The sequence below is a fragment of the Pseudoalteromonas piratica genome (genome assembly GCF_000788395.1).
Classification (GTDB): Bacteria; Pseudomonadota; Gammaproteobacteria; order Enterobacterales; family Alteromonadaceae; genus Pseudoalteromonas; species Pseudoalteromonas piratica.
Genome location: NZ_CP009888.1, coordinates 2,323,855 through 2,335,715, shown reverse-complemented (window position 1 = coordinate 2,335,715; position 11,861 = coordinate 2,323,855). Strand labels below are relative to the sequence as shown.

The following is an 11,861-nucleotide window of genomic DNA, read 5'->3' as shown; positions in this document are numbered from 1 at the left end:
GCTATAGTAAAAATATCAAATAGCCAACGATTAAACTGGGTACTGTCGTATATAAGGTTGCAACGAGAGCTGCTTTGGGTGCTAATGCGATCGCAGGGAAGAGGGCATCTCCATCATTTGATATTGCATTGGCTATGAGGGCTGAAAATGGCACTATACCTTGCAGGTAGAGCGTTGTGACAATAATTTGAGGGCCACAACCTGGTAACAGGCCAATTAAACTCGCTATTAGCGGGATAAATAATGCGTAGTTTTTAAAAAACAAAGCTATATCGATACCAGACCACAACATAAACAGCTCATAACCTATAAACGCTGCGACCACCCAACTGGTTATAAAATGTGTATCTTGAATGACTTTTGTAATTAAATCTTCTTTATCACACTCATCTTCGGCTGTGACATCTTGATAGCTTTTACCTGGTGATGAACAGGCCCATAAAAAAGCGATCATAAAACAACATGCAGCTGCGAAATAAAGCATTATTTGGCCAATCCGTTCGCTAAAATCATACTGAAATGCCACTAAAAGCGCTGCAATTGTCATGGGGAGCGCTATGCTTTGCCAAAAATATTTACTTACCAAACTGATAGACTTAGGTAGTGCTTGGCACTGCGATTTGCTTTTTAAATCATTCTTGGGTGTTAAGTAATCACTTGGGTGTAGATTGTTTACTAACCATCCAGAAAGTGTTGCAACACAAAAACTGATTACTAAAACCTGTATGGCTGTTTTTGGTTCGGCAGCAATAAGCAAAAAAGCCGCATCACCCATGGTTGCGATAAGCACAGCAACTAATGAGCCAAAACTCGCTTGTTTTTTTGTAAATTGTGTAACCACAACGATTGCGCCGCCACAACCAGGCAGTACACCGAGCAAGGCTGCAAATGGAATTTCAAGTTTGGGCGCAACCGTAGCAATGTAACTGAGTTCTAATTTGGGGAATCGTTTCACTAATAGGTAATAACCAAACAGTGTTGCAGCCACAAACATGGTTACTTGTAAAAAAGCGTCAGATAGTGCGCCGAGTACAATATATCGGGTTGACTCATTAATAATAAGGCAGAGTAATGCCAAGGGTAAAAACATGCGCTTATATGCAAGCGTATTATCAATAAGCTGTTTTGATAGTGTATTTTGTGAGAGGGATAAGAACATATAGTGAACCTAATCGAATATTAGGTTCACTATAGTATTAATAGTAATGCGAATCAATCCTATTAGTGTTTAATTTTTGTGATTGAGTCGATTAATTTTTTCGTTGAAACTCCGATTGTGCATACCAGCTGGGCCAATTAGTACTGTCAGCAATATCGAGACCTACTTGGTAAAAAAGTTGCAAGTCTTCAACCGCACCTGAAAGGTCCCAACCTTTACGATATTGATCACATGGTTGATGATAACAACCACGTAAAATCAATCCCATGCGCTTTCGGTATCGTTCTGTTTCCTCATCAATCGCTTGGGTTCCGCCACCCGAATACATTGCAGGAATACCCATCTGAGCAAATGCGAAGTGATCCGAGCGGTAATAGCCGCCTGCAGCCGGACGAGGGTCGCCAGATAACGTTCGATTTTGTGATTGTGCTGCACGCGCTAAATATTCATCCATTTCAGACTTACCAGCGCCAACAACGCTTATATCTTTTACTCTGCCAAGTAGGTTTAAGCTGTCCATATTTATGTTAGCAACAGACTTATTTGCAGCAATTATTGGGTTGGCGGCATAGTATTTTGCCCCGAGTAAGCCTTGCTCTTCAGCAGTCACTGCTAGAAATGTAATTGAACGAGCCGGTTTTGTGGGTAACATAGAAAACGCTTCAGCAATTTCAATCATTCCTGCTGTACCTGTAGCGTTATCATGGGCACCGTTATAAATATTATCGCCTTTTTTACTTGGGTCTTTTCCTAAATGATCCCAATGTGCCGAATAAATAATATGCTCATCTGGTGTTTTGCTACCAGGCAGGGTCGCAATAAAGTTACGTGACACTGACTTTTTGATTTCACTTTTTACTGTTACTGACGCCGTTAAGTCGCCCATATCTACTGAATAGCCACCTTTAGCTGCTTTTTCTTTTTCTTTGGCAAAGTCTAAAGCTGCTTTAGCAAATAGCTCGTTTGCCACATCAAGTGTTATCCAACCCTCTACAGCTACGCGGTCCATATTGTTATTTTCTTTTTGAAAACCAAACTGCGGACCTGACCACGAATTTTCAACTACTGACCAAGGGTATGAAGCGGGCGCTGTTTCATGGACAATAATGGCACCTGCTGCACCTTGACGAGATGCTTCTTCGTATTTATAGGTCCAACGGCCATAATAGGTCATGGCATTGCCAGTAAATAATGAGTCATCTTGAGTCGCAAAGCCTGGGTCATTTACCAAAATAACAACAGTTTTACCTTTTACATCTAGGTCTTTGTAGTCGTTCCAGTCATATTCTGGCGCATTAATTCCGTAGCCAACAAACACTAACTCTGAGTTCTCAATTGACTCTAATTCGCTCATTCGGCTAGTGCCCATCACCATGTCTTTTTTGTATTCATATGCTTTACCAGCAATATTGAGCGTCATGTCTGGAGAGGCTTCTATCGACACTAAAGGTACTTCTTGATAAAAACTTCCGTTATTTCCACCAATAAAGCCAAGTGATTTAAAATGTTTTTCTAAATAGGCAAGGGTAAGTTCTTCGCCCTTAGTTGAAGGAGCACGACCTTCAAATTCGTCAGATGCAATTGTTTTTATATGTTCGCCCAGTTGATTGGCATTAATGCTGTTATACGCAGCACTGAGTGCTTGTTCATTATTGTGTGTTGCACAGCCACTTAAGAGCAATGAAACAGCAAGACCAATTGGAGTTAGTTTTTTCATAATTCAACCTGTGTCACAAATTTTGCCAATTATAAAAACTAGTTTAGTGTTGTGCTACTAAATGCGTTAAAGTAACGGCTTTAGTTTTATTCTTTTAAATCATCTGCATGAAATTTGAAGCCCCACCGCAGTGGACCACTGATTTTTTACATCATGGTATGTTTGAGGACTTAAATCGATTATTTAATCTTCATCAATTTGATAAGTGGCCGTCACTTGATTGGTTAAACCAGCATGCTGTAGGCATTAAAAACAAGAACGATAAACAAATAACCTTTGTAGCCAATGACGATATTGACTGGCAGCATGGTTACTATGAAGAAATCATTTATGATAAAGGTGATATACCGACGCGTTTAGAGAACTGGCATGATTTGTTTGGCGCCTTTATTTGGTTACTATTTCCAAAAACAAAAGCCTTGCTCAATGCGTTGCATATAGAGCAGATCAACTTACATGGTCGAGTAGAGCGCTCAAAAAAACGCAATGCGATTACCTTACTTGATGAGTGTGGTGTAATTATTGTTTGTGATAAAACACAAGCGACTCGCTTACAAAATCATGGGTGGGTTGAAGGCTTTTTTGATAACCGTGATGATTGGTTTGAATCGGTATGGCCGTTTATGTTTGGTCATGCCAATTATGAAATGGCAACCCGTCCATATCTTGGATTAACCGGTAAAGCACTTTATATCACCGCTCATCATGATGAATTGCCATCTTCACTTAGTGAAAAGTATGCTTGGCTTGATACCACCCTTGAAAAACTAATAGAACAACAAGATATTTTGTGCGATAACAGTAATTTGTACCCATTACCTTTACTTGGTGTACCCACATGGTATGCGCAAAATACAGAAAAAACATTTTACGAAAATACAGAGTATTTTCGACCTAAGCGAAGGAAGTCGAAATGATAGAAGTATCGGCGCTTAAAAAGCGTTTTAAACTGACCAAAGATCACAAAGTGAAAAACGATGAAAAAAAAGATCCGCGGGAAGATAAAGATTATTTTCATTCTGTGCGAGATGTTTCGTTTACCTGTAATCAAGGTGAAGTGCTTGGCTTATTAGGCCCAAATGGTGCGGGTAAAACCACTACGTTACGCATGCTTTCTACGGCATTAAACCCTGACGATGGCCAAATCAAAATTAATGGTATTGACGTTGTTAAAAAGCCACTTGAAGCGCGCAAAAAAATTGGCTTTTTATCGGGCTCAACAGGGCTCTATGGCCGTTTAACTGCGAAAGAAAATATTGAATACTTTGCACGCCTTCACGGTATGAATAAGCAAGCAGTTAAAACACGCTGTGAAGAGTTGTTTGATATGCTCGATATGCATAGTTTTTTAGATAAGCGAGCTGAGCACTTATCAACGGGTATGAAACAGAAAACCAATATTGCCCGTGCAGTTGTGCATAACCCTGAAGTCATTGTTCTCGATGAGCCAACCACAGGGCTTGATATAATGACGACCCAAACCGTCATTAGCTTTATTCAAAGTATTAAGGCACAAGGCACCCCTGTTATTTTTTCAACACACCACTTAGATGAAGTTGAGCTGTTGTGTGAACGCGTGAGTGTAATTGATAAGGGCATTACGTGTTTTGATGGCACAATCAGTGAATTTAAAGAGCGTGGCTGCAGTGATGTGTTAAATAATGCCTTCTTAACCATTTTAAAGGAGCAACAAGGTGTTTGAAGTATTTTTAAAAGAGTTGAAAGAGCTGTTGCGTGATAGAAAAACACTATTATTTGTTGTTGCGTTACCGGTTGCTATCTTCCCAATTATTTTTGCATTAATGGGCTTCTTAATGAGTAAAGCAGCCATTGAAGCAGAACAAAAGGTCCATAACTACGCAATTATTAATGCTGATTATGCGCCAGAATTCCGAGATAAGTTATTCTTTCATAAAAACTTTAAACAAGTTGAAGGGAATTTCAAATCAGTTGAAGATTTAAAAACTGCGGTTCAAAACGAAGTGATTGATGTGGGAATTGTAATTTCAGACAATGCGCGCACAACAATTGCCAATGGTAAAAGTAATGAATGGCAAATCGTATTTAACGATTCTTCATCACTTAGTTTTATTTTTGCCCGTATAAAAGAAATGGCGGAAGAGTTTTCACAGACTTTACAAAGCGAACAGTTTAATAAGTTTGGTATTGCCACGGAGCAGCAAGAAGCGCTGCTTAACCCCGTAGTGTTAGAAAAAGTAGATACCGCCGATTTACGTGAAAATTTAGGTGAAAAGTTAGGTGCGCTTATTCCGTATTTATTAATCCCTTTGGTGCTTGCTGGTGCCAGTTACCCGGCAATTGATTTGGGTGCAGGTGAAAAAGAGCGGGGTACGCTTGAAACTCTGTTATTAACACCTATTTCTAGAACAGAATTAGTATTAGGTAAATTCTTTACAGTGTTGTTTACTTCACTTGCTACAGCCCTTATTACGGTCGCGAGTATGGGTATATGGATGAAAATGGCAGGTAATTTCTTCGAAGTTGAAAAGATAACGGATGCGTTTTCAATGCTAGATTTTGCCGATTTTGCTCTAATTTTACTGCTACTTATTCCACTTGCGTGTGTTTTCTCATCGCTAGTGTTATCAATTTCGATTTATGCAAGATCCTTTAAAGAAGCACAAAACTACATGGGGCCATTATCTATGCTTGCGTTTTTACCATTGATTGTGGCAATGATGCCGAATATGGAATTAACGATGAGCACAGCTATGGTGCCAATTACAAACGTTGCACTTGCCATTAAAGAAATTTTAAAAGGCACGGTTGATTATAGCTATGTTGGTATGATCTTTTTGGCAACCGTTGTGCTAGCGGGTGCCTTGATGGCCGCATGTGTTCACTGGTTCAAAAAAGAAGAGGTTCTTTTTAGGTAAACGTCTTTTTCTTTAATAAAAGCTCAACCTAATGTTGAGCTTTTTTATGCCTTCAATTATCTAAATATCATACTGTTAATGCATTTTTTGTGAGTTGGTGTGTAACAAAAAGTATGGTAACAATATAAACTTATCTTACGTATCTTCTAATACTATTAACTATTTTAACAAGGATTGTTTATGAAATTTCAATATCGTTTCTCTGTACTCTTTTTAGTGAGTTTTACGGCTATGGCATCGCCCAATCATGGTTTTTCAGCCAAAAGTAATCAAGATCCAATTTTCATAGAAAAATGTGAACTATATAAACAAGCGCTGAAAGAAGGAGATTTACCTTTGCTCAAAAGCTTTGTAGAGAAACGTTGGCTTGAAGGCGACAAAGCGCCGCGTGTGGAGCAACATATTTTAAAAAAGGCCAATCGTTATCAGCAAGTTTTGTCAGATGCAGGTAATTATATAGTTCAAGAAAAACGCCTTTCAACAATGACTAAGGACAATGTGGCACAAGTACTGATTACCTGGACAAATGGCGATAAATTTACCATGCATGATGGCTGTGTCTTTGAGAAAATAGAGTCTTCTGAGTTGTGGGAAATAGATCTTTAAGTTTTCTTATTTAGCATACTGACTTTATTATATTTTTTTAGTTAAAGTTTTTTTGATAAAGACCATTAATTAATAAACATCTTTATTAAATAATGGTATATGACTAGTCTATTAGTGTACTCACATTTTGAGCCTGTCATGAAACGTTATTTCACGCTTACATTTATAGCTTATCTGTTATCTATTTTTAGTGCTTTTGCCTTGGACACTGATAATGATAAAGTTCTAGATCAATACGATTTAAGCCCACAACAAAAAGCTAAATCGTTTGCAAAAACGGATGCTTATCTTGTTCAGCTTTCAGGTGTTTATTCAGACTCAATAGCGTCTGGGCGCTATCGTTATGGTGATGAAGTTATTATTAGCGGTAATCAACTTAGTAATTTGGCAAATCCAATCATTGTCATTTACCAACATAATAATATTTTTAATTTTTTACCTATAACAAATACACTCGATGGGCTCAGCTTTAAGCTTGATGTACCTAAAAGTAAATATTCCTTATTTATTTACGATAACGATCAAAAAACCAATGAGCTCAAACTGGAGCCTTTCGCCGCCAATACACCGCTTATTTTTGGCGAAACATCAGTGACTCTTGAAAAAGGTAAAAGTGTTTCTCTTGCAGGTATTGGTTTTAATAAAGATTCAAAAGTCGTTTTAGGATCGTTAAAAATTGTCCCTAAGTCTTTTTCAACTACACGTTTAGTATTTGATGTTCCTTATAATGCTGCAGGACTTCAACTTTATATTGAAAATAAGGACCTAAAAGGGAACATTATCAAAGTAAGTTATTAGTTTGGTATGTAGGTACACTATTATTTGGGATTTAATCCTTCATCTTAATGCTGTAATCGTTTTTTATTTTTAATATAGTTACTTATTTTGTTCATATTTGATTAAATTATCGTTGCTTATTTTAAACGTATTAACTTTTGAAAGTCCGATATAATCTACACAGCTTATTTTTTAAGGTTTTATCTTTTTGTAAAGGGGTTTAACAGGTGCTATTTTCAAAACGTTTTTTGATTATTTTGCTTTTCTTTTTTGTTACTGTAGCCGGCTGTAAGAGTACTGCTAAGCCGTCGCTAACTGTATCAGGTCTCGCTTTTTATAATGATGCAAATAGCACCATCTTAAATATTAAATTAACCGTTGTTGAATCAGCTAAAATGGTAAGTTGTAATATTGTCGAACCCCAAAGTTATTGTGGTACCGGATTTCCGCAAGCGCGCTATCAGGGGGCTGATTTAATGCTTTCTTGGCAAACACCACAAGGAGAAATCATCTCGCGTCCAGTTCAGCTAGCACAACCAGATACTTTTGATGCTTCTAAGCGTTATGCGGCAGTTATTAAATTCACTGACACAGCAAACTTCGAGGCTTTTTTTACTATTAACCCTAGACCTTTTTAATTGCGAATTGCCATTAACATTTTATTCTAGGAATATCTGACCAACGGGTCGTATATTTTGGGGATAAAAACTCACGTCGCATGCGCCAAAAAGAGGTTTGCTTTTCACTCGCAAGCTTAAGCGTGTCATTACCAAAACGTTGATTAATCGTATCTAAGCACTTCATGAGCTCAGGTTTATCCTGGGAGAGATTAAACAAATCACCTTGTCGATACATTTCATCTTCTAATTCAATAGCCCCAACACCACATTTTTGAAAGCGTACATTTGGGCTATAAATATTTAAGAATAGGTGTTTAACCGCATTGGAAAATACGCTGACATCGTTTGATGCTACAGGAAACTCGTAAATAAAGCTGCGCTTATAGTAATGATCTTCAAAAGGGGAGCTGTGGGCAAAAATCACAATACGTTTTGCAAGTGAACCTTGCTTTCTGAGCTTACGGGCTACAATATTGCAGTGTGCCGCAAAGGCTGCACGTAAAGAGTGAGGATCGGTAATACGTTCACCAAACGAACGGGTGGAGTACACTTCTTTTTTTTTCTGTTTTACATCATCCCATGATAAACAAGGTGTGCCATTTAGCTCATTAATTGTACGTTCAAGCACCACACTAAACTGCTTACGCATTAATTTGGCTGGTTGATTTGCTAAATCAAGCGCAGTGTGGATATCCATTAATTTTAGCTTTTTACTAATTCGCCGACCAACTCCCCACACATCTTCTACAGACATGAGTTTCAGAATGCGTTTACGAGACAGCTCATTATTGATGACGGCTACACCATCAAATCCGGGTAGTTTTTTTGCTGCATGATTGGCAGCTTTTGCAAGTGTTGCCGTAGGGCCAAAACCTACGCCAACAGGGATTTTAGTTTTACGCCATACAGCTTTACGAATGGTGTGGCCATATTCATTCCAGTCGTTGATAAGATGATTAAAGCCGGTAAAATTTAAAAACGACTCATCAATTGAATAAATATATTGGTTGTCACTAAACCTGCTTATTTCGTTCATCATGCGGGCACTGAGATCAGCATAAAGCTCATAATTAGATGAACGCACAACCACATTATATTTATCCAGTTGGGCTTTCACTTTGAAATAGGGTTCAAATTTAGGAATGTTAAGCTTTTTAGCGATTGGGCAAACGGCACATATGCAGCCATCGTTATTCGTTAATACAACTACTGGGCGCTTACGAATAGTAGGATCAAATACTTTTTCGGCACTGGCATAAAACGATACCGCATCTACAAGCGCAAACATTAAAATAACGCCTTGCGGGCACGATGTAAGCGAACTGATGTACTGACAACACCCTCATATTGAAATGTATCGCCTTTACTCACTAAAATTGGCGAGTAGTGTGGTGAACTCGATATCAACATACCTCGCTGTTTATCAAAAATTTTACAAGTGAATACGCCATTGAAATTAGCCACAATTACATCCCCTTGATGAGGTTCAAGTGCGCGATCCACAATTAAAATATCACCATCAAAAATACCACTACCGACCATAGAGTCACCTGTTGCCACACCGACAAAAGTGGCGTTAGGGTGTTGGATCAGCAGTTCATCAAGAGATAATCCAAGCTCTTGATATTCGGCAGCAGGGGACTCAAACCCAGTAATGCCAGCTTCAATTTTTATTGGTACAACTTTCACAAATTTGCAAACATCAAAATAACTGTATAAATATACAGTTTAGTGTAAATTTGAAAAATTAGGTAGTACTAGATTGCTAACCTGTAAAAGTTTTTAACACCTTTAAAATATACACTTATTAATCAATATACTGGGCGTTTAAATAGATATAAATAACAGCGAGGCTGTTGGATGAACTGTACTAAAAGCCGTTAATTATAGGTGCTTAGTATCATACCAAGGTTCGGTATTATATTGGTTCAGGATCCGTTGGAGCTTGCCATCTGTTTTTAATTGGGCAATACCGTTATCAAAAAGAGTGATGACTTGATCATTGAATTGTGCATTAAAACCAATATAGAGAGGTGTTAAATTACCCTCAGTCGCGACACGAACGATATTGTGCAAATTAAGTTCTGACAATAGATAATTTAGATTGAAACGAGAATCTAATAAAAAGTCGATTCGACCTTTTTGTAACAGTCTAATATTTCGCTTCAGTGGCGCGTTTCCTGTTGCATAATAAACACTATCAGGTTGTTTTGTTAAGAGCTTTTCGAGTTTATTACCGTAATGGTATCCTTTAATTACACCAATACGATGATTGTTATTAAAAATAAACGGAACGGTATAGGCTTGCTTTGAAGTCTGATTAGCAGCTTGATTTAAAGTATAAAAATCATTGTACCAACCACCAAACGTTGCATTAGAACGCTTTAAGTTAAATTCGGAAATATGCTGTTGAGTCAGTGCTAATACAATATCGACTTCATTTTGAGTAGCCATTTTAAGTGCACGCGATAATGGCATAATTTGAATATCAAGTAACAGTTGATTATTAAGGGCAATTTCATTGATGATTTCAATTAAAATACCAGGAGCATGCCGATTATCACAAATAAATGGGCACCAATAATCAGAAGCAACTCTAAGCGTTTTTGCATTTAAAGAAATACTGCTAACAAGAAGTAATATGAATAATGAAAATCGAAACAACGATTGGTACATACCTAAAGGAATATCTTATTTTAAAATAAGCAGTTGCATAAGATCTTATCTAAAATTGGTACGTGATACTAGCTAAGTTTTAAAGCTATGATGATTATTAGGATTAGGTTAACGATGAATCAAAGTAACTCATAATGTATATTATGTTAAATCAGATGTGCTTTTATAATTCATTAGTATCGGTCTCAAATTATCGATGCTTCTACACCCTTTTTTGGCACATTAATTTGATAATATGCGTTTAAAAATAGATGCTTTGATGCGCGAGTGAATTTTGCAAGCTATATTAAGTGACACTTCCTAGTGATTGTAATCAAACTAGATACCTGTATATTAAGTTCGACAACAACCTTTTAAGAGATTTGATACATTCACGTTACGGCTATGAATGCTATCTTTTAAATAAAAAACAAACTTATTAGATTTGGCTAATTACTTTCTCCGCTGTTAACTTCGTGAGATATAAACGTGTAAATCTAACCAATGGAAAATAGCAAAACATAATGAATCAAGCGCTTGACCAAATCATCCAACAATTAAATTCTGTCATTTTAGGCAAACAACAACAGATTAAACTCTCTTTGTGCTGTTTACTTGCAAAGGGTCACCTACTTATTGAAGATTTGCCTGGTATGGGTAAAACCTCTCTTGCGCATGCACTTTCAAATATACTGGGGTTAGATTATCAACGAGTACAATTTACAAGTGATCTCTTACCGTCCGATATTACAGGCAGCACTATATTTGATCCAAATAAGCAAACATTTCACTTTCACCCAGGACCATTATTTAATCAAGTTGTTTTGGCTGATGAAATTAATCGTGCGGGTCCAAAAACACAAAGCGCATTGCTCGAAGCAATGGAAGAACAGCAAGTAAGTATTGATGGTAAAAGTCACCCATTACCGGTGCCATTCTTTGTTATAGCTACCCAAAACCCAATGCATCAGGCTGGTACATTTCCACTTCCAGAGTCACAACTTGATCGCTTTTTGATGCGTATTGGATTGGGGTATCCGGATAAACAGTCTGAAAAAGCCATTTTACTTGGCGAAATTAATACAGCGGCTAAAAAAATCAGCGCGTTACTTGACCCAACGACATTAGTTGAGATGCAGTCTTTAGTAAATGATGTGATGTTATCTGATGCGGTTGCTGAGTATATTCTTGATTTAGTGAATGAAACAAGAAATAGCCCAGATTACCCTATGGCGTTATCACCAAGAGCGTCAATTGCTGTCGCAAATGCGGCAAAAGCTTGGGCATTTATTCATATGCGTGATTATGTAATACCCGACGATGTACAAGCAATTTTCCCATCTGTTGCAGAGCATCGCCTTGGGCTTTCAAGTAATACCTCTAATAAATTGTCTGATAACCTACTGAGCAAAGTAAAAATTAAGCCTTAG

The 11,861-nt window shown here is 37.5% G+C and carries 12 protein-coding genes; 7 read left to right on the top strand and 5 right to left on the bottom strand.

Going from position 1 to position 11,861, the window contains the following annotated elements; translation table 11 throughout:
• Position 1 precedes the first annotated feature (1 nt).
• On the bottom strand, positions 2-1,159 hold the full coding sequence (locus OM33_RS10860) for a putative manganese transporter (protein ID WP_038641635.1): 1,158 nt from the start codon (positions 1,157-1,159) through the stop codon (positions 2-4).
• Positions 1,160-1,250: 91 nt separating this feature from the next.
• The gene (locus tag OM33_RS10855; RefSeq protein WP_038641633.1) at positions 1,251-2,876 is read right to left on the bottom strand and encodes a M28 family metallopeptidase; all 1,626 of its coding nucleotides are present in this window, start codon (positions 2,874-2,876) and stop codon (positions 1,251-1,253) included.
• A gap of 107 nt (positions 2,877-2,983) precedes the next feature.
• Here OM33_RS10855 and OM33_RS10850 point away from each other — a divergent pair, with 107 nt between their 5' ends.
• The 6 genes from OM33_RS10850 (at position 2,984) to OM33_RS10825 (ending at position 7,794) form a co-directional block, all read left to right on the top strand.
• Positions 2,984-3,793 carry a DUF3025 domain-containing protein gene (locus OM33_RS10850; protein ID WP_038641630.1) on the top strand — a complete coding sequence of 270 codons (810 nt, stop codon included), beginning with the start codon at positions 2,984-2,986 and terminating at the stop codon, positions 3,791-3,793.
• Positions 3,790-4,578, top strand: a complete 789-nt coding sequence (locus OM33_RS10845; RefSeq protein ID WP_038641628.1) for an ABC transporter ATP-binding protein — start codon at positions 3,790-3,792, stop codon at positions 4,576-4,578. The genes OM33_RS10850 and OM33_RS10845 overlap by 4 nt, the downstream gene beginning before the upstream one ends.
• Positions 4,571-5,773: an ABC transporter permease gene (locus OM33_RS10840; protein WP_038641625.1), complete on the top strand. Its 1,203-nt coding sequence runs from the start codon at positions 4,571-4,573 to the stop codon at positions 5,771-5,773. Before OM33_RS10845 ends, OM33_RS10840 begins: the two co-directional genes overlap by 8 nt.
• Before the next feature lie 180 nt (positions 5,774-5,953).
• Positions 5,954-6,379, top strand: coding sequence for a hypothetical protein (locus tag OM33_RS10835; protein WP_038641622.1), 426 nt, complete (start codon positions 5,954-5,956; stop codon positions 6,377-6,379).
• A 138-nt stretch (positions 6,380-6,517) separates the two neighbouring features.
• Complete coding sequence (locus tag OM33_RS10830; protein ID WP_038641618.1) at positions 6,518-7,177, top strand: hypothetical protein; 660 nt, start codon at positions 6,518-6,520, stop codon at positions 7,175-7,177.
• Positions 7,178-7,383: 206 nt separating this feature from the next.
• Positions 7,384-7,794 (top strand): hypothetical protein, encoded by a 411-nt coding sequence (locus OM33_RS10825; RefSeq protein ID WP_038641616.1) that lies wholly within the window; start codon positions 7,384-7,386, stop codon positions 7,792-7,794.
• A 13-nt stretch (positions 7,795-7,807) separates the two neighbouring features.
• Here the strand turns inward: OM33_RS10825 and OM33_RS10820 are convergent, their stop codons facing one another.
• The 3 genes from OM33_RS10820 to OM33_RS10810 form a co-directional block, all read right to left on the bottom strand.
• Entirely contained in the window at positions 7,808-9,064 is a 1,257-nt protein-coding gene (locus tag OM33_RS10820) for a Y-family DNA polymerase (RefSeq protein ID WP_038641614.1), read from the bottom strand.
• Positions 9,064-9,465, bottom strand: coding sequence for a translesion error-prone DNA polymerase V autoproteolytic subunit (umuD, locus tag OM33_RS10815; RefSeq protein WP_038641612.1), 402 nt, complete (start codon positions 9,463-9,465; stop codon positions 9,064-9,066). Before umuD ends, OM33_RS10820 begins: the two co-directional genes overlap by 1 nt.
• Before the next feature lie 195 nt (positions 9,466-9,660).
• A complete protein-coding gene (locus OM33_RS10810; RefSeq protein WP_052140976.1) occupies positions 9,661-10,452 on the bottom strand; it encodes a substrate-binding periplasmic protein in 792 nt (263 codons plus the stop codon).
• A gap of 503 nt (positions 10,453-10,955) precedes the next feature.
• Between OM33_RS10810 and OM33_RS10805 the strand changes: the two genes are divergently transcribed.
• On the top strand, positions 10,956-11,861 hold the full coding sequence (locus tag OM33_RS10805) for an AAA family ATPase (RefSeq protein ID WP_038641611.1): 906 nt from the start codon (positions 10,956-10,958) through the stop codon (positions 11,859-11,861).